Raw genomic sequence first — 18,483 nt, 5'->3', positions numbered from 1 at the left:
GCCCGGGAGAATTGCCCCGGACCCGCTGTTTAATGTGGATTGCACTTTATGGATTGTACTTTTCTTATATCCCGCTCCCTAAGCTCCCCACCACCACCGGCCGCTGTGGTCCTGAGATTTCAGCAGGCGTTGAACTACTGCCGCTTTCCAGACCGCAGGCGATCGACATCATCAGTTTGATCCGGTTGGCCTGGTTCACTACACTGACCCCGGCATCATAATCAATAGCTGCGATATTGGCCCCGGGATACAGCTCCTTCAGTCCTTTGATAGAGCCGCGTCCGGTAATATGGTTCGGCAGACAGGCAAACGGCTGGATGCAGACAATGTTATTCACACCGTTATCCAGCAAATCCATCATCTCCGCCGTCAGGAACCAGCCTTCGCCCATCTGATTGCCGACAGACACAAGCCGGCTGGCCTTCTCCGCGAGGCCGTAAATATTCTCGCGGCCTTTGGCCAGTCCCGCTTCCTCCAGCGCCACTTTAACCGGCTTGCGGTAGATTTCCAGGTACGAGATCAGCATGGGATTGATGTATCCCAGCTTCTTGCTTTTGCCGAATTGCTCCGCTTTGTAGATCGGATTGTACACGCAATAAAAGATAAAATCGAGGAAGTCCGGCATTACTGCTTCGCCGCCTTCGGCTTCGATCATCTCAATGATCCGGTTGTTGGCGTCGGGATGGAACTTAATCAGTATTTCGCCGACAATGCCCACCCGCGGCTTCACTGCCGGTGTGACCGCCAGGCGGCTGAACTCGGCGACGATCTCGCGGATCACCCGCTTATACTCCCGGAAGGAGAACGTCGACAAGCTGCTCTTGCAGCGCTCCATTCCTTTGCGGTAGAGGGCTTCCGTGCTTCCCGGAATCCGCTCATAGGGTCTGAAGCGGTGTAGCAGCCGCATCATCAGATCACCATAGCAGGCAGCGGCGATCAGCCGGTTCGCCAGCTTGAGGTGGATGCGGAAGCCCGGCTGATTCTCCATCCCTGAGGCATTGAGAGAGATGACCGGAATTTGCCCCAGGTCGGAATCCTTCAGCGCCTTGCGCAGCAGCGAGATATAGTTGGTAGCCCGGCAGCCCCCGCCTGTCTGCGACATGATGACCGCCGTCCGGTTAGGATCGTAGTCCCCGCTCTTCAGAGCCGAGAGGATTTGCCCGATGGTGACAATCGCCGGATAACATGCATCATTATTGACGAATCTGAGGCCTTCCTCGGTCTCCTGCGGACCGGTGGTTTCCAGTACCTTGAGACGGTACCCGGCGTCACGGAAGACGCGTTCGAACAATTCAAAGTGAACCGGCGACATCTGCGGCGCCAGAATGGTATAGGTCTCCTTCATTTCCTTCGTAAACGGAACGTTGGCCTGTGTCTTATAGAGGAGCTGCGGCTGCACATCGCCCTTCTCACGCTCACGCATCGCTGCCTGCAGCGACCGCAGCCGGATACGCGCAGCGCCGAGATTGCTGATCTCATCAATCTTGATCAGGGTGTATACCTTGTTGTGGCGCTCCATAATCTCCTGCACGGCATCGCAAGTGATCGCGTCGATGCCGCAGCCAAAGGAGGTGAGCTGCACCAGCTCCAGATCATTTCTGCCGGCTGCAAGGCGGGCGGCACGGTACATCCGGGCGTGGTACGTCCATTGATTCACCACAGCCACATCGCCTTCGCTGCGGTCCAGATGGCAGACCGAATCCTCGGTCAGCACGGCGAGCCCCATTCCGGTAATCATATCGGCGATGCCGTGATTGATTTCCGGATCGGCATGGTAGGGATGGCCGCAGAGCAGAATCCCCTTTGTCCCGGTGGAGGTCAGAAACGCCAGCGTTTCTTCGCCCTTCGTACGCAGATCATTTTTGGCTTGCTCAGCTTCGGCAATTCCAGCCTGTACCGCTGATGCTATCTCTTCTCTCGGAATATCCATAAAGGTCTTGATCAGGCTCTTGGTCAGGGCCGAAATATCGTCGAAGGTCAGAAACGGGCTGACGAGCGGAACCCCACTTTCCTTGAGACCATCCATATTATTGCGGATAACCTCAGGATAAGAAGCAACCACCGGGCAGTTGAAGTGATTCTGTGCCGCATCGTCCTCCTTCTTCTCATACACAACCGCCGGATAAAAGATAAAATCGACGCCTTTGCCGATCAGGCTCTGCACATGTCCATGGGCCATCTTCGCGGGATAGCAGATCGATTCCGAAGGAATCGTATCCATTCCGCTCTCATACAGCTTCTTGCTGGACTTCGGCGACAACACTGTCCGGTAGCGCAGTGTTGTAAAAAAGGTGTGCCAGAACGGATAATTCTCGAACATATTCATGGTCCGCGGAATGCCGACGGTGCCCCGCTCTGCCTGTTCTTCCGGCAGCCCTTCATAGTCAAAGAACCGTTCATATTTATACTGCATCAGGTTCGGCAGGTTGTTCTTCTCTTTCTTGCCTCCCGCACCGCGTTCGCAGCGGTTGCCTGTAACGTGAAAGCTCTTATCGGGGAAACGGCTGATGGTCAGTGCGCAATTGTTGGCGCAGCGGCTGCAGCGGCCCGGCGATACCTGATATTGGAAGGTTTCCAGCTCTTCCGGGCCAAGAATCGTGCTGAAGCCGTCCAAGCCGGCATGTTCTCTGGCAATAATCGCACAGCCGTAGGCTCCCATAACACCGGCAATATCAGGTCTGACCACAGTCCGGCCAGTCAGCAGCTCAAAGGCCCGCAGTACGGCTTCGTTATAGAAGGTGCCACCCTGCACAATGATATTGCGCCCGAGGTCCTCGGGGTTGCGGATTTTGATAACCTTTTGCAGGGCGTTCTTGATTACGGAATAGGCGAGTCCTGCGGACAGATCAGCCAGGGAAGCCCCTTCCTTCTGCACCTGCTTCACCTTGGAATTCATAAATACGGTACAGCGCGAGCCCAGATTCACCGGTTTGCTAGACTCCAGCGCGGACTTGGCAAATTCCTCGATACCGAGCTCCAGCGCGGAGGCGAAGCTCTCAAGAAAAGAGCCGCAGCCCGCCGAGCAGGCCTCATTCAGCATCAGGCTGTCAATTGCCCCTCCGCGGATCTTGATGCATTTCATATCCTGTCCGCCGATATCCAGAATAAAGTCCACCTCAGGCATGAACTTGGACGCAGCCTTATAGTGGGCCACTGTCTCCACTTCACCGCCGTCGGTACGAAGCCCGGCCTTAACCAATCCTTCGCCATAACCGGTCGCATAGGAGCCGGCAATATAGCAGCCTTCCGGCAGAATCCGGTAAATCTCCTTCAGTGCATCGGTGACGGACTGCAGCGGATTGCCTTTGTTGCTTCCGTAAAAGGTATAGAGAATTTCATCGGCGGCGCCGGTAATAACAAGCTTTGTTGTCGTCGAACCGGCATCAATGCCGAGATAGCAAGGTCCGCGGTATGAAGCCAGCTCAGCGCGGGCAACCGAGGCCCTGCCATGGCGGAGCCGGAACTCGGCTAAATCCTGCGCCGTCTCAAACAGAGGCGCCAGTTCAGCATCCTCTGCACGGTCCGCCTTGAAGTCCACCGCTTCAATCCGTTCCAGCCAGCCGGATAGCGGCAGCACGAGCTGATCGCTCTGTGACAGCGCCGAACCAATCGCCACAAAATATTGCGAGCGTTCCGGGAAGAGCACCTCCCCTTCCCTCAGCCCCAGCGTCTCCGCGAAACGCTCCCGCAAGGCGGGCAGAAACGTCAGCGGTCCGCCCAGGAAAGCCACCCGCCCGCGAATCGGACGGCCGCAGGCGAGGCCGCTGATCGTCTGGTTCACGATACTCTGGAAGATCGAAGCCGCGACATCCTCACGCCGCGCCCCTTCGTTCAGCAGCGGCTGTACATCGCTCTTGGCGAATACGCCGCAGCGCGAGGCGATCGGGTAGATCCGCTCATGCTTCTCTGCCAGCGTATTCAGTCCGGCAGGGTCAGTCTGCAGCAGCGAAGCCATCTGGTCGATGAACGCTCCGGTGCCGCCGGCGCAGGCGGTATTCATGCGCTGTTCGATGCCGCCGCTTAAATAAATAATCTTGGCGTCCTCCCCGCCAAGCTCAATCGCCGTATCGCATCCTGGAATCAGCTCGCTGATCGCTTTGGTGCAGGCGATGACCTCCTGGACAAAGGGTACTCCGCCAAGCTTTGATAAGGACAACCCCGAGGAACCGCTTACAGTCAATGCTGCCTCTCTATCCGGGAACCTGTGCTGTACGTCTGACAGGAGGGATAGAGCCGCTTTTTTTATATCGCTATAATGTCTCACGTAATCCTGATAAATAATTGTACTTCGTTCCATAACAACCAATTTGGCCGTAGTTGATCCGACGTCCAGCCCAATACGCAGTATCATCATGCCATCACCATGCCTTGCTCCAAATTTGAAGTAATATGAGGCAACTATATCATGAGAGCGCATTAGGAAGGCTGTTAAAAATGTAACAGACATTTACAATTCACTACTAGCATACTTAATTATTTCGTGATTTCACTCAATGCTGTCTCCACATGACCTTTAACACGAATTTTTCTCCACGCCGCCGCAAGCTTGCCTTGCTCATCTATAAGAAAGGTGGAGCGCACGATGCCCATAAACTCCTTGCCGTACAGCTTTTTGAGCTGCCACACCCCGAATATCTCGCTTACACTATGCTCCTCGTCGGACAAGAGCGGAAAAGGCAGGCTGTTCTTCAGGGCAAACTTAGCGTGCGAGGCCAGATTGTCGGCACTGATTCCGAGTACCACGGCACCCTGCGCAGCAATCCGGTCGTGGGCGTCACGGAAATCGCAAGCCTCCTGTGTGCAGGCGGGTGTCATATTCTTCGGGTAAAAATAAAGCAGCACCTTGCGGCCGCGATATTGGCTTAAGCTGATGTTCCGGCCCGTGGAGGCGGGAAGGCTGAAGTCAGGGACTTCATCACCGATTTCGATTTCCTTCATTTATGCTTCACTCCTAAAGTTATTGGGGGAATAATCCGAAATTGCTTGTATTCCTAAAAGAAATTATAATGTAGAGAATGCAAATGTGAAAGGAAGAACGAAATGCCTCCAAGAAAGAAACGGCACGTAAAAGCCGGCAAATCGAAGAAGAAACCGCTGCTCTGGACTCTGGCAATTATACTTCTCCTAGTGATCGGCGGAATTGTCTACTATTTCTCCTCTGTCTACAACCAGCTCGACAATATGCACAAGACGGGTGATAAATCGCCGTTCGCGTCTGTTCCCTCCCCTTCGGCGGATATAGCTGAGCCTCCTAAATGGGAAGGCACGGAGCCTGTAAATATCCTGCTTATGGGCGTGGATGCCCGTGGTGTGAAGAAAGGGGAAGTCCCGCGCTCGGATACGATGCTGGTTGCCTCCCTTGATCCGGTGCGAAAGAAGTTCTATGTCTTCTCCATTCTCCGGGATACCTATGTATCTATACCAGAACATGGCAAAGACCGTATTAATTCGGCAATTACACACGGACCCAATACGGCGATGCAGACAGTAAGCGACTTGCTGGGCATCCCGATTCAATATTATGTCTATACCGATTTCCAGGGCTTCATCAAACTGGTGGATGCCGTCGGCGGGGTGGATTACGAAGTTGAAAAAGACATGGTCTATAAGACAAAAGCTGACGGGCCGGAATTCGACATTGATCTGAAGAAAGGCTTTCAGCATCTTGACGGCAACATGGCGCTGCAATATGTGCGTTTCCGTCATGATAAGACATCCGACTTCACCCGGACGGAACGGCAGCGGGGTTTCCTCAAAGCTGTTGCGGACAAGGTGATCAGCACCACTTCCATTCTTAAACTGCCTAACATATTGTCTGAGGTGATCCCATACATCGATACCAACATGGAAATCAGCGATATGTGGAAGCTTGCCACCGTCGGTTATGACGGCTCGATGGGCGGCAGTGAGCAAATACCGCCGATGAACTTGCTGACTGAAGAGACAACAAGCGGAGGCTCCTCCGTTATTGGCATCAGCAGTGAAGATAAACTGAAGCAATTCGTGCAGGATACCATTACTGCACCTGAGCCGACGCCATCGACTGAGGCTTCCCCGGACAGCAGTCCGTCCGCTAGCGCAGAGAACAATTAAATCAACAACCCATGCTTGGCCTCAGGACGGGCGAACAGCGGCATCCGCCGCCAGTTCGCCCGTTCCCTTGCCCCAAGACATATGAAAGGATGATTTTTCATGAACCGTACCACATCAGAACAGTTGTATCAGGAAGCCCTTCAGCATATCGTCGGAGGCGTCAATAGCCCCTCCCGGTCCTTCAAGGCTGTTGGCGGCGGCGCGCCGGTATTTATGAAACGCGCGGGTGGCTCACGCTTCTGGGACGAGGACGGCAACGAGTACATCGATTACCTCGCAGCCTACGGGCCGATTATTACCGGCCATGCCCATCCACATATCACAGCGGCGATTACGGAAGCCGCACAGAATGGCATCCTGTATGGCACACCCACCCAGCTTGAGATCAAGCTGGCCAAAATGCTCAAGGAAGCAATCCCTTCGATGGATAAAGTGCGGTTCGTCAACTCCGGCACGGAGGCCGTAATGACCACAATCCGGGTGGCCCGCGCTTATACCAAGCGCAGCAAGATCGTGAAATTCGCCGGCTGCTACCATGGCCACTCCGACCTAGTGCTGGTCGCTGCCGGCTCCGGCCCTTCCACACTGGGCATTCCTGACAGCGCCGGAGTTCCCGGCAGCATCGCCCAGGAAGTCATCACCGTTCCGTTCAACGATCTTGGCGGACTGCGCGAGGCGCTGGAGAAATGGGGTGCTGACGTAGCCGCTGTTATGGTGGAACCGATCGTCGGCAACTTCGGTATGGTTATGCCGGAGCCAGGTTTCCTGGAGGGGCTGTGCAAGCTGGCCCATGATAACGGATCGCTTGTCATTTATGACGAGGTCATCACCGCTTTCCGTTTCCATTACGGTTCTACTCAAACTTATGCAGGCCTTGATAATCACGAAGACATTACACCTGACCTGACCGCGCTCGGCAAAATCATCGGCGGCGGTCTTCCGATCGGCGCTTACGGCGGCCGCAAGCATGTGATGGAGCAGGTTGCGCCGCTCGGTCCGGCATACCAGGCCGGAACTATGGCCGGCAACCCTGCCTCCATCTCAGCAGGTATCGCCTGTCTTGAGGTGCTGCAGGGTGAAGGGGTGTATGAGGAAATGGAACGGCTCGCCATCCGGCTGACAGAGGGACTGCAGCAATCGGCAGACCGTCACGGCATTCCGCTGACGATCAACCGGATCCGCGGGGCGTTCTCCACCCATTTCTGCGCTCATCCGATCACCAATTATGAGGAAGCCCAAGATACAGACGGCGAAATGTTCGCCAGCTTCTTCCGCCATATGCTGAACCGCGGGATCAACCTTGCCCCGTCCAAATATGAGGCCTGGTTCTTGACCACAGCGCATACGGATGCCGATATTGACGCAACACTGGAAGCTGCAGAAGCTTCCTTCCAGGCAATGTCGGCAGAGAAATAATCTTTAACACCTGCCCGGCTGCAACACTGATTACTTAAGCTTACTAGACCTGCTTCCATTAACAAATTCAAACCCACTGCGGCAAGCCGCAGTGGGTCATTTGCATTGCCGGATTCAGGTGTGAGAATCAAGCCAGCTGATCAATAGAAATCAATCTGCTTGTCCAGTTTGACCTCTTCGAACGCGGGACGCTGGAATCTGCTGCTTCCGGGCACCAGAGAAAACTGTGTGGTGCTGAGATCGTCCGGAAGCGGCGGAGAGATCATGAACTGCATGTGAACATGCGCTCCGCCGCCGTTTGCACCGTGATTTTCTACTTCATAGCTTGTCTCACTTAGAACAGCAAGCTTAAGCATGGGATTAATATGGACACGCTCCACCGTTTCTTTCAAGCACTTGATTTCCAGGGTGACGATGCTTAACTTCTCATACTGCATGGAGTGGGTCAGCATATATTCAAAATCGCCATCCAGCGTAGTCTTCATTATTGCCAGCACCCCCAGCAGCGGCCCGGGCTCATCCCAGAAATGCCGTCTGGGCCGGGCTTCGTTCAGATTGCTTAGAATCAGCGATATTTCCGAAACCTCAAGACCAGACTCCGCCGCCAGCTGATTCATGGCTTCCTCTTCCGGAAAAAGCCCCCTCCCTCCGGAGAGCGCCTTGCGCTGCTGCACCAGTCTTAAGATCTGTTCATCAATTACTCTGGCCTCATCATTATAATCATTCGGTATTCCCCGTAGTGGCATCCTGCTCCAGCCCATTTCTTTCCCCTCCCGGATTCAGTGTAATCTGTTAACATCCTATCTACGATTGTTCTATTGTATCATTTTTTCCATTTATAAGAAATTCAGATACACAGCACAAAAAGCTGTCATCCCTAAGGACAACAGCTTTCTGCCATCAACAACTCTCTTCAGTTTGCTTTCTGATCATATAGGCTGCGGATTTCTACATCCTGCGGAAGCTTGAACGGATTCTCCTGGTTGATCCGGTCATAGAACATAATCCCGTCCAGGTGGTCCATTTCATGCTGAATCACAATGGCCTGGTAACCCTTGAACTTCAGGACGACTTCCTTGCCGCTCAGATCATAGCCCTTTACTTTTACCGTCTCATATCTCGGAACAAAACCATGAACCGGGCGGTCCACAGACAGGCAGCCCTCGCTCTCCGGCAAATACACCATCGCCAGCGAATGGCTGATGATCTTGGGATTCACCCAGGTATGCTCCACAATCTTGCCCTTGTCATCCTTCAGGTACATCACGAACATCCGCTTCTGAAGGCCGATCTGGTTCGCGGATAAGCCAATGCCGGAACGCAGCTTATGTTTGGCGGAAGCCTCCGGGTCCTGGCTGTTCTTCAGAAACTGCATCATGCATTGCAGCGCTTCACGGTCAGTATCCTGCAGCGGCAGCTGTACCGGCTCGGTTACACTGCGGAGAATAGGATGACCTTCCCGTATAATATCATCCATCGTGATCACATAATCTGCACTATATTTTGTACTAGACAACAACACTCATCCACCTTTGCCATGCGGGCTAAATTCATAATGATGATTTATAAATTGCAACTTGCACCTATAAGTATTTGCTCAAGGCGTTACACTATTATCTTATGCAGCTTTATGGATTTATGAAAGCAGTCTTCAACTGGCTGCTGTATTTCACGTCGAAACCGAGTCCCGTAGCAAGTGCGGCAAGCGGCAGGTAAGTTTTCTCCTCTTTGCCGACCTTTTGCAGAAACGCCGGTGTATCAATTGCTTGATCTTCCCCGTTGACCTTAATATACTTCGAGCCAATGGTAATAACCACCGTCCGGTCACCGTAAACAATTGTTGCGCTGGCTGTCTTCCTGTCCCACTTTCCACTGGCACCCACAGCATTAAGAACATCGCGCAGTGCGAGAAAGTTCTGGCCGTTCTTAATGACTGGCTTATTTGGGGTATTAAGCTCTGTGCCTTTTACCACAATCGACATCGGTGCCGAACCCGGCGCTGTTGCAAGAGCAGACGGTGTGCGGTATTCTCCCCACTGCAGTTCTGCAAACACCCGGGCGATTTTCTCATACCCCAGCTGTGTGGGATGAAAATCCAACGATATGATATGTGTCAGCGAGCCCTCAAGACCCACGAATTGTTTGGCAATATGGGCTACCCGCACCGGTGCTCCGGTCTGGTCGAAACTGGCCGCAATACTGTCCGCCATGGCTGTCAACCGCTCCGCTGCGCCCATCAGCTTGGGATAGGCCTCTTTTACCGCAAATTTGGGAGCCGGCTGATACTGGTCGGCTAGCAGAATGGTTGCTTGCGGGTTCACGGCACGGATGTTCTCAAGCGCTGTCTTCACATTCGTATTGTAGGCGCTCAAACGCTGCTCCAGCTGAGCCTGGAAATCTTCATCCGTCAGTTGCTTGTACTGAAGGAATAGGCTGCTGACATCATTTCCGCCGATCGTGACTGTAATTAGATCCGCCTGAGCAAGCTCGGTCCGAATCTGCGGAGTCAGTGCCGCAAACTGCTCTATCCGCGGATCGGGCAGCCCTGCCTGAATACCCTCAGCTGTAATCACAGCCCCGTCTTTAATCGCTCCGGTATAATTAAGCAGCCCTGTTGAGGTTAGCCCCAGAATACCGTAATTGCCGAGTGTGCTTCTTCCATGATAATACCCCTGTTCCAGCAGTCTTTCTGCGTAACCGTAGGGTTTCACGTTTACATCGGTCATCCCCGGCTCATATCCGGCAGTTATCGAATCTCCCAGTGCTACAATGCGAAAGATATCCTGCTCCGCTCCCTGGGTTGCTGCAGCAGCCTCCTCGGCCTTGGCGTATCCTGCACCTGCGCTAACCAGTATGGCGAGCAGCAGCAGACCGCTTGTTCCGGCAGCCGCTATTTTCCTCCATGTATTCAGCATCGTTCCCCTCCTAAAAGTAATATAATTCCATTCTAACATTCGGCCGCTCTGCGCAGAAGAGCGGTTTCCCGTTCGGGAAACCGCTCCTGCTGTTGGCCCGGTGACTTATTCCTGTCCGCTGCCGGACCCGGTGCTGTTCTTTGTACCCTCGGCGTTGCGGGGAGCATGGCTCTTCCCTGCACGCTCCAGATATCTGTCATAACGGTCATCCAGTTCATAAGCTATTTTACGGTAGCGCAAGGTTTCTTCTACAATAGGATCGAGTGTAGTCTGGATCCGGATTTCATACTTGGGCGAGATTTGACGGATTTCTTTGTCCTTGTTGTCGCCCTGCTCCATGTCCCCGTCTTCCAAAAGCTCACTGAGCTTGCGCTCCAGATCATCATTACTGCTCATGGTTCCAGTTGCCTCCTTAAAGCTAAAATCCCGTTGCTTTGGCTTCCTTCAGGGATGAAACCAGATAATCATGAATTTTACCGTTGCTCGCCACAACATGGCGAGTGCCGATGTCATAAGGATTACCCAAGGTATCGGTAACCTTGCCGCCGGATTCCCTAACGAGCAGCACGCCCGCTGCGCAATCCCAAGGACTCAGGCCGACCTCCCAGTAACCATCCACCCGGCCAACCGCCACGTAGGCCAGATGCAACGCAGCTGAACCTCCGGCACGGATGCCGCGGACCTGAGGCAGAATCTGCTGCAGTCCCGCCATATTTGCCGGCTGTGCAAAGGTGCGGTCCGGTGGAAAACCCATCGCAATAAGACTGTCCCCAGGCACCGTCTCGGCAGAAACCGAGGTAGGCACGCCGTGCATGTAAGCTCCTTTACCCTTCTCGGCGACGAACATCTCGTCACGGATAGGGTCGTAAATAACACCAACAGTCAGTTCTCCCTTAACGGCGAGAGCGATGGAAACACAGTAGAACGGAAATCCGTGCACAAAATTGGTGGTGCCGTCAATCGGATCGACAATCCACAGGTATTCGTGTTGGCGTCCCTCTTCCAGAGCGGCGGCAACCGAATCTGTTCCCGGCTGAACACCCTCTTCCCCAAGGATAGCATGGTCGGGATAATGGGTCAGGATCAGCCGGCGGATCATCTGCTCCACGCCTTTATCAACTTCCGTTACCAGGTCCTGGGCCGATGTCTTGCTGCCCAGCTCCTTCACTTGACCTTGTCTGCTCTTGATCCATTCCCCCGCTTTGGCTGCCGCGTTAATCGCTACCGCCGTGTGCCCCTTACTTGTAACTACATAGGGCTCCCGTTCCTTCCGGTTCTCAGGATTTAAAGGATTCATATCTTCACTCCACTTTCTTTTACTTAATCGCTCTCCCATGAAACATTGCTGCTACACACAGGCTCACTGCTGCTTAAGTTTCATTCAACGTACCTTATTTCAGTCTACTTATCAAGTCAAACCTGCCAGGCTTCCTGCCCAAATCTTCTGGCATGGTGCAGGTTACGGCTCAATATTAATACTCGCCCCGTCCAATATCGTAATTCCGTTGCCGGCCTCCGCCAGCTCCTTCATAGCCTCCATCAGACCAAACAAGGCACCATCCTTCGATTTCGCTTCAATCATGGCATCCACAGCAGGGGTATCGGCTGCAATCCGCTTTAGAAAAGCCAGCAGCGGCGCCGGTTCCACACCATCGGCATGGCTGCGGGGATCAGAAGGACTGCGCGGACTGGAGACATGGATCTTAGGCGGCAGCAGTTCACCTGGAAGCACATCCTTCAGTGCCAGCGGACTCTTCCAGGTCTTCTGAATCTCCGGCCACAGCTCCCATGGAAGCTCGCCTTCATTATTCACCCACTGGTGATGAATATCGAGCACCATCGGCAGCCCGAGACTACGGGCAACCTCCAGCGTCTCCCGCGCGTTAAATGTCTTATCGTCGTTCTCGAGCGTAATCCGCTCCTGCAGTTCAGGCGCAAGCCCTGCAAACTGCTCCCGGAACCGCGCTGCCGCCACAGGCTTGTCCCCATAGGCTCCGCCGATATGAATGTTGCTCTTGGCTGTTGCCGGCAGCCCCATTGCAACGAGCATATCCGTATGATGCTGCAAATCACGGATAGAACTCGCCAGCACCTCAGGACGGGGCGTGCTGAGCACCGTAAAGTGATCAGGATGAAAGGACACCCTCATCCCGTGCTTCTTCACATAGCTGCCCACTTCGGCAAACTCTTCAGCCAGTACGGCCAACGGGTTCCAGTCCCGCAGATCAGGATGCGTTGCCAGCGGAATCAGCTTGGAAGTCATGCGGTACACCATAATATCTGAGCCGGCATTATGCTTCAGGAGGCGCAGCGTATTATGCAGGTTCATCTTCGCAAGGGTCGCCAGACGCCGCAGCCCGGCTTCACGGTCGTTCAGCTTCGCAAAGCTTGCCATCGTCATTGTCTTGGATGGTGAACAGTCTGGGATGACAGTGGACATGGCTACATATCCGAAGCGGACAATCATCCTTCTTCTCCGAAGAACATCTCATAGGCAAGCGCCGTCTGCACCCGCGACTCTTCTTCGTTCAGCTTGCGTACCAGCTCCATCTCGACCGCTGTAACCTCATTGCCCTGGAAGTTGATCTCCGCGATCGAAGCGGAGATCTTGACGATCGCCACAGCCACATTCTCCGGTGTATAGGCAATAACCTTCTGGCCGGTCGGATACACGCGAAACCCCTGCTTCACCATCTTGGTGCGGCCGTACTCGAGCAGTTCATACAGCTCCTGCTCATTCTTGAACTTGCAGACCGAATTGAATTCCGATTGAAACCCCATGCTGTTGTCTCTCCTTTCCGGCCGGAAGGACCCCGCCGCTCACCTGATTTTATTCATTGTCGTATTTGAGGCCTTGTTTATACTTGTAACGTTCCAGCGCCAGCTCGATCATGCGGTCCAGCAGAGCAGGATACGATACACCTGTCTCGCGCCACAGCAGCGGGTACATGCTGAACGGCGTAAAGCCCGGCATTGTATTCACTTCATTAATCAGAATTTGGCCGTCGGACTTCCGTACGAAGAAGTCGGCACGGGTAATCCCGCTGCCTTCGATCGCCCGGAAGGCAGCAATCGCCGATTCACGCAGGCGGTCCGCCACCTCAGGATCGACAGGAGCCGGAATCAGCATCTGCGATTTGCCGTCGATATATTTTGCCGCATAGTCATAATATTCTCCGGAAGAGACGATTTCACCCGGAACGGAAGCCTCGGGGTCCTCATTGCCAAGTACGGCAACCTCCACCTCGCGGGCATCAACAAATTCTTCAATGATGACCTTGGTATCATAGCGGAAAGCAAAATCGACAGCCTTGATTAGACTTTCCTTGTCTACGGCTTTGGAAATGCCCACACTGGAGCCCAGATTGGCCGGCTTGACAAACACAGGGTAACCCAGCTTATCCTCTACCCCCATAATCAGCTCATGGCTTTTGTGCTTCCATACGGCAGCGTTGAAATAACAATAATCGCATTGCGCAAGACCCGCTTCGCCGAACAGCTTCTTCATCACGACCTTATCCATACCTGCGGATGAAGCCAGCACACCTGCGCCGATATAAGGAATATTCGCCATTTCAAACAGGCCCTGAATCGTACCGTCTTCCCCATTGGTACCGTGCAGCAGCGGGAACATCACATCAATGCTCTTCTCCCCGCCCGCTAGCCCGCTGAATACCGTATTCAATGCTGCGCCCATATCTCCGGCTGCCCCGGCAAGCTTCAACTGCTCAATTCCGCTGTAAGCGGCAGTGAGTGTTTCGCCGACCTTCCACAGCCCCTGTTTGGAAATATAGAAAGGAATAATCTCATATTTATCGTAGTCAAAAGCGTTCATAACCGCGAATGCCGTCTGCAGCGATACCTCATGCTCTCCGGATTTGCCGCCGTACACCAGTCCTACGGTTAATTTTGTGTTCCCCATGCCCTAACCTCTTTCTGGATTATAAGTAGTCATTGATATGAAAAAAACGGTAGGCCGTTCTGTCGGTCCATGCATAGGAATCACGGTAATCCCAGAAACGGTGACGGCTGCTGACCGTTCTTGCATTCACCAGCGGCATTCCGCCCGCGTCAAAAGCAGTGACGATCGTGCTGTGCTGGTAATGGCCGTTGCCGTCCCAGTCGTACAGGATGACATCGCCAAGCATCAGCTGATCCGGCCGCTCCACGGCCTCAGCGCGAAGTCCGCTGTTCCGCTCCCCGCTCAAATAGCGCTGCAGGCTGTCCGACACAGCCCAGCTGAAGCTCCACCATTCCTGCGCTCCATTGTAGCCTTTGTACCACCAGCCGGTTTCTCTTTTACCAGTATAGTTGATAGGTGCGCCCCCTGCAAAGAGACATTGAGACACATAATTTGTGCAGTCCACATCAAAAACCTCAAACTCCGGGTTGCCGTCCTTCCACCAGCGGTCAGCATAAGCCGCCGCTTCTTCCCGGCGGTAACGGACCTCCTTTGATCCGGCAATCCCGCGGAGCACATTCCGGTTAAGCAGGGGCTGCGACGGCTGCGGGGCAGGCAGTACCTCACCCCATTTGGACAACCGCAGTGCGGGATCCGCCTCCAGTGCTCTGCGCTGCGTATTTCTTTCCTGCACACTGCGCTCCACAGTGGCTATCTCCCATGAACTGCCTTCCCGCACAAAAGTCAGACGTTCCGTCTCGATCGTATCCTCGCGGTGCGTCATTCCGCCCTTCTCATAATACAGTGCACTGTGCAGCGCTACATCGGCTACGACCTCACCCGGATTCTGGCGGACGGTGCGCAGTGTCCTGACACCGGTCTCCGCACGCAGAGGAGTAATCCCCCGGCGGTTATACCACTGGGCAAGCCGCCGGGAGCGCTCCCCCTGGGCCACGAGATAACGCGGGTCCATGACGGCAGTACGGCGCGGATCGGCCCCCGGTGCCACACGCGCCTTGTTTAACTGATCCACATAAACATACAAGCTTTTCTTCCACTCTAATTCCATCCCGTTTCCCGCCCCTTCATCCCTGTTTGGCTGCTGTCCTATGTATATGAAGGAATACCTGCGGCTATACAGATGGAATCAGTGAATGACAAGCAGGCCAAGCTAATTTCCAAGCTTTAGGCAAAGCGCAAGAAAGCGCACGGGACAGGGCAAATCTGGGTAAAAAAGCAGCAAAAAAAACTTTACTCCCCCCTTTGTAACCGTTATACTTAACATACAAACAATATGAAATGATGTTTCACCAGATGAAACGAGGAGGCGCATATATGCCAAGCAAGGACCATTTTTCCCTGGCTAAGAACCTGGAGTCAGGCGGCAAAACCTACCGCTACTATCATCTTAATTCCCTTGAAGAACAAGGCGCAGGCAGCATTTCATCCCTGCCATTTTCCATCAAAGTACTGCTTGAGGCGGCTGTCCGCCAGTATGACGGACGGGCGATCACGGAAGAGCATGTAAAACAGCTGGCCGGCTGGTCAGGTGGCATAGACCGCAATAAAGAGATTCCTTTTATTCCTGCGCGGATCGTCCTGCAGGATTTCACCGGTGTGCCCGTGGTCGTCGATCTTGCTGCAATGCGCGATACCGTCAAGAAAGCGGGAGGCGATCCCAAGAAGATCAATCCGCTCGTTCCGGTTGACCTTGTCATTGACCACTCTGTCATGGTCGATGCCTTTGGCACCGCCGATGCGCTCGAATACAACATGAATGTGGAATTTGAACGCAATGAAGAACGCTACCGTTTCCTGCGCTGGGCGCAGACAGCCTTCAACAACTTCCGCGCTGTTCCGCCGGCAACAGGAATTGTGCATCAGGTCAACCTAGAGTATTTGGCGTCCGTGGCCACCACTAAGTCCGTTGACGGTGAAACTGTAGTCTATCCCGATTCCCTGGTCGGCACAGATTCCCATACCACTATGATCAACGGTCTTGGAGTCGTTGGTTGGGGTGTGGGCGGTATTGAAGCCGAAGCAGGCATGCTTGGGCAGCCGCTCTATTTTGTTACACCAGATGTGGTTGGCTTCAAGCTTACAGGCAGCCTGATGGAAGGTGCTACGGCAACCGACCTGGCCTTGACAGTAACGCAAATGCTGCGCAAGAAAGGCGTTGTCGGCAAATTCGTAGAGTTCTACGGACCGGGCCTTGCCAACATCAGCCTTGCTGACCGTGCGACCGTAGCCAACATGGCTCCCGAATACGGAGCGACCATCGGGTTCTTCCCGGTTGATGAAGAGACGCTGGCCTACCTGCGCAGCACCGGACGTCCGGATGAGCTGGTCGAGCTGGTTGGTGACTATTACAAAGCTCAAGGCATGTTCCGCACCGCGGATACACCGGACCCGCAGTTCAGCGACATCATCGAGCTTGATCTTGCCTCTGTTGTTCCCAGCCTTGCCGGACCGAAACGTCCGCAGGACCGTGTCGAGCTGACACATATGAAAGAGAACTTCGAAGGCATCATCCGCACACCTGTAGACAAGGGAGGCTACGGCCTCAGTGATGAGAAGATTGCTGAAGTCGTGGAAGTGCAGCACAAGAACGGCAGCACCAGCAAGCTCAGCACCGGTGCCGTCGTAATCGCAGCGATCACCAGCTGTACGAATACCTCCAACCCGAGCGTTATGCTTGGAGCCGGGCTGCTGGCCAAAAAAGCCGTGGAACGCGGTCTGACTAAGCCAGGCTACGTGAAGAGCAGTCTCACTCCGGGATCGCTTGTGGTTACGGAATACCTGGAAAAAGCCAATCTCCTGAAGCCGCTTGAGGCTTTGGGTTTCTATCTGGCCGGCTACGGCTGCGCCACCTGTATCGGCAACTCCGGCCCGCTGCCGGATGAAGTCAGCCAGGCCATTTCAGAACATGATATGACAGTAGCTGCAGTAATATCCGGCAACCGGAATTTCGAAGGCCGTGTGCATGCCCAGGTTAAAGCAAATTACCTGGCCTCACCGCCGCTCGTTGTAGCCTATGCCCTGGCCGGCACTGTGAACATTGATCTGAAGACTGAGCCGCTGGGTTATGATCCGCAGGGTGAGCCTGTATTCCTTGCAGATATCTGGCCGACTTCGGCAGAGATTCGTGAAGCAATCAGCCTTTCCCTAAGTCCCGAGATGTTCCGGCGTAAATACGAGAATGTATTTACTGCCAACGAACGTTGGAATTCGATCCCTGTGCCGGAAGGCGAGCTGTATGAATGGGATGACAACTCCACATACATCCAGAACCCGCCGTTCTTTGAGCATCTGGCGGATGGTGTCGGAGATATCAAGGACATCAGCAACGCGCGGGTATTAGCGCTGCTTGCCGACTCCGTCACTACTGACCATATTTCACCGGCGGGCAATATCTCCACCTCCGGTCCTGCCGGAGAATATCTGCGCAGCCATGGCGTGGAACGCGCCGACTTCAACTCCTACGGCTCACGCCGCGGGAACCATGAGGTGATGATGCGCGGCACGTTCGCCAACATCCGGATCCGCAACGCGGTTGCACCGGGTACGGAAGGCGGAGTAACCACCTTCCTGCCGAGCGAAGAAGTGATGTCGATCTACGATGCGTCTATGCTGTACCAGTCGGCTGGACAGAACCTGATCGTTATCGCGGGCAAGGAATACGGCACAGGCAGCTCACGTGACTGGGCCGCCAAAGGTACACTGCTGCTTGGGGTCAAGGCGGTCATCGCCGAGAGCTTCGAGCGGATTCACCGCAGCAATCTGGTCGGCATGGGCGTTCTGCCGCTGCAATTCCAGGAAGGTCACGGCTGGAGCAGCATGGGGCTGACCGGACGCGAGACCTTCAATATCACCGGACTTGACAACTACGTGCTCCCAAGCCAGGAACTCACCGTCACCGCCACCCGCGAGGACGGCACACAGTTTGAATTCCCGGTCATTGCCCGGTTAGACAGCACCGTTGACATCGACTACTACCGCAATGGCGGCATTCTGCAGACGGTACTCCGCCAGATGCTGGCTGATGCTGCCGCTTCGGAAACTGCACTGCCTGTAGAATAACTACAGCTGGTCAGGATGGGTGGAACCCACTGTGGCTTGCCTTCCATCCTGACGGTGCTGAACAGACTAAATAGCCCC

General features: G+C 54.2%; 14 protein-coding genes. 3 read left to right on the top strand and 11 right to left on the bottom strand.

Annotated features, from left to right (window positions below; translation table 11 throughout):
• Window positions 1–64: 64 nt before the first annotated feature.
• Window positions 65–4,354 carry an acyl-CoA dehydratase activase-related protein gene (locus NST99_RS03015; RefSeq protein WP_341089640.1) on the bottom strand — a complete coding sequence of 1,430 codons (4,290 nt, stop codon included), beginning with the start codon at window positions 4,352–4,354 and terminating at the stop codon, window positions 65–67.
• Window positions 4,355–4,473: 119 nt separating this feature from the next.
• A complete protein-coding gene (gene bcp, locus NST99_RS03010; protein WP_341089638.1) occupies window positions 4,474–4,938 on the bottom strand; it encodes a thioredoxin-dependent thiol peroxidase in 465 nt (154 codons plus the stop codon).
• Window positions 4,939–5,040: 102 nt separating this feature from the next.
• Here bcp and NST99_RS03005 point away from each other — a divergent pair, with 102 nt between their 5' ends.
• Window positions 5,041–6,093 (top strand): LCP family protein, encoded by a 1,053-nt coding sequence (locus NST99_RS03005; RefSeq protein WP_341089636.1) that lies wholly within the window; start codon window positions 5,041–5,043, stop codon window positions 6,091–6,093.
• Window positions 6,094–6,192: 99 nt separating this feature from the next.
• Window positions 6,193–7,509, top strand: coding sequence for a glutamate-1-semialdehyde 2,1-aminomutase (locus NST99_RS03000; RefSeq protein WP_341089635.1), 1,317 nt, complete (start codon window positions 6,193–6,195; stop codon window positions 7,507–7,509).
• A 140-nt stretch (window positions 7,510–7,649) separates the two neighbouring features.
• On the opposite strand, the gene NST99_RS02995 is transcribed toward NST99_RS03000, so the two are convergent.
• The 9 genes from NST99_RS02995 to NST99_RS02955 all read right to left on the bottom strand — a co-directional run bounded on the left by NST99_RS02995 (window position 7,650) and on the right by NST99_RS02955 (window position 15,394).
• Window positions 7,650–8,270 carry a hypothetical protein gene (locus NST99_RS02995; protein WP_341089633.1) on the bottom strand — a complete coding sequence of 207 codons (621 nt, stop codon included), beginning with the start codon at window positions 8,268–8,270 and terminating at the stop codon, window positions 7,650–7,652.
• Window positions 8,271–8,422: 152 nt separating this feature from the next.
• Complete coding sequence (gene def / locus NST99_RS02990; RefSeq protein WP_341097536.1) at window positions 8,423–8,986, bottom strand: peptide deformylase; 564 nt, start codon at window positions 8,984–8,986, stop codon at window positions 8,423–8,425.
• Between the two features lie 151 nt (window positions 8,987–9,137).
• Window positions 9,138–10,424, bottom strand: coding sequence for a stalk domain-containing protein (locus NST99_RS02985; protein ID WP_341089631.1), 1,287 nt, complete (start codon window positions 10,422–10,424; stop codon window positions 9,138–9,140).
• Window positions 10,425–10,529: 105 nt separating this feature from the next.
• A complete protein-coding gene (locus tag NST99_RS02980) occupies window positions 10,530–10,820 on the bottom strand; it encodes a hypothetical protein (RefSeq protein WP_341089629.1) in 291 nt (96 codons plus the stop codon).
• A 22-nt stretch (window positions 10,821–10,842) separates the two neighbouring features.
• Entirely contained in the window at window positions 10,843–11,721 is an 879-nt protein-coding gene (locus NST99_RS02975; protein ID WP_341089628.1) for an inositol monophosphatase family protein, read from the bottom strand.
• 162 nt (window positions 11,722–11,883) lie between these two features.
• Window positions 11,884–12,891, bottom strand: coding sequence for a UV DNA damage repair endonuclease UvsE (uvsE, locus tag NST99_RS02970; RefSeq protein ID WP_341089627.1), 1,008 nt, complete (start codon window positions 12,889–12,891; stop codon window positions 11,884–11,886).
• Window positions 12,888–13,205, bottom strand: coding sequence for a hypothetical protein (locus tag NST99_RS02965; RefSeq protein WP_038585586.1), 318 nt, complete (start codon window positions 13,203–13,205; stop codon window positions 12,888–12,890). Before NST99_RS02965 ends, uvsE begins: the two co-directional genes overlap by 4 nt.
• Before the next feature lie 49 nt (window positions 13,206–13,254).
• Window positions 13,255–14,346 carry a D-alanine--D-alanine ligase gene (locus NST99_RS02960; RefSeq protein WP_341089625.1) on the bottom strand — a complete coding sequence of 364 codons (1,092 nt, stop codon included), beginning with the start codon at window positions 14,344–14,346 and terminating at the stop codon, window positions 13,255–13,257.
• A gap of 19 nt (window positions 14,347–14,365) precedes the next feature.
• The gene (locus NST99_RS02955) at window positions 14,366–15,394 is read right to left on the bottom strand and encodes an amidase domain-containing protein (protein ID WP_341089624.1); all 1,029 of its coding nucleotides are present in this window, start codon (window positions 15,392–15,394) and stop codon (window positions 14,366–14,368) included.
• A gap of 266 nt (window positions 15,395–15,660) precedes the next feature.
• On the opposite strand from NST99_RS02955, the gene acnA reads away from it, so the two are divergent.
• Complete coding sequence (gene acnA / locus NST99_RS02950) at window positions 15,661–18,405, top strand: aconitate hydratase AcnA (protein WP_341089623.1); 2,745 nt, start codon at window positions 15,661–15,663, stop codon at window positions 18,403–18,405.
• Window positions 18,406–18,483 lie beyond the last annotated feature (78 nt).

The sequence above is a fragment of the Paenibacillus sp. FSL L8-0470 genome, assembly GCF_038008625.1.
In the GTDB taxonomy this organism is placed as follows: domain Bacteria; phylum Bacillota; class Bacilli; order Paenibacillales; family Paenibacillaceae; genus Paenibacillus_AQ.
Note: the sequence above shows the minus strand (reverse complement) of the source record. Positions and strands in the feature narration are given on the sequence as shown.

What these genes read in the sequence shown, in the direction of transcription:
- NST99_RS03000 (WP_341089635.1), top strand. Translation starts at nt 6,193, where the DNA reads ATGAACCGTACCACATCAGAACAGTTGTATCAGGAAGCCCTTCAGCAT.
- NST99_RS02955 (WP_341089624.1), bottom strand. Translation starts at nt 15,394, where the DNA reads ATGGAATTAGAGTGGAAGAAAAGCTTGTATGTTTATGTGGATCAGTTA.
- uvsE (WP_341089627.1), bottom strand. Translation starts at nt 12,891, where the DNA reads ATGATTGTCCGCTTCGGATATGTAGCCATGTCCACTGTCATCCCAGAC.
- NST99_RS02995 (WP_341089633.1), bottom strand. Translation starts at nt 8,270, where the DNA reads ATGGGCTGGAGCAGGATGCCACTACGGGGAATACCGAATGATTATAAT.
- NST99_RS02960 (WP_341089625.1), bottom strand. Translation starts at nt 14,346, where the DNA reads ATGGGGAACACAAAATTAACCGTAGGACTGGTGTACGGCGGCAAATCC.
- acnA (WP_341089623.1), top strand. Translation starts at nt 15,661, where the DNA reads ATGCCAAGCAAGGACCATTTTTCCCTGGCTAAGAACCTGGAGTCAGGC.
- def (WP_341097536.1), bottom strand. Translation starts at nt 8,986, where the DNA reads ATGGATGATATTATACGGGAAGGTCATCCTATTCTCCGCAGTGTAACC.
- NST99_RS02975 (WP_341089628.1), bottom strand. Translation starts at nt 11,721, where the DNA reads ATGAATCCTTTAAATCCTGAGAACCGGAAGGAACGGGAGCCCTATGTA.
- NST99_RS03005 (WP_341089636.1), top strand. Translation starts at nt 5,041, where the DNA reads ATGCCTCCAAGAAAGAAACGGCACGTAAAAGCCGGCAAATCGAAGAAG.
- NST99_RS02985 (WP_341089631.1), bottom strand. Translation starts at nt 10,424, where the DNA reads ATGCTGAATACATGGAGGAAAATAGCGGCTGCCGGAACAAGCGGTCTG.
- bcp (WP_341089638.1), bottom strand. Translation starts at nt 4,938, where the DNA reads ATGAAGGAAATCGAAATCGGTGATGAAGTCCCTGACTTCAGCCTTCCC.
- NST99_RS02965 (WP_038585586.1), bottom strand. Translation starts at nt 13,205, where the DNA reads ATGGGGTTTCAATCGGAATTCAATTCGGTCTGCAAGTTCAAGAATGAG.
- NST99_RS02980 (WP_341089629.1), bottom strand. Translation starts at nt 10,820, where the DNA reads ATGAGCAGTAATGATGATCTGGAGCGCAAGCTCAGTGAGCTTTTGGAA.
- NST99_RS03015 (WP_341089640.1), bottom strand. Translation starts at nt 4,354, where the DNA reads ATGATGATACTGCGTATTGGGCTGGACGTCGGATCAACTACGGCCAAA.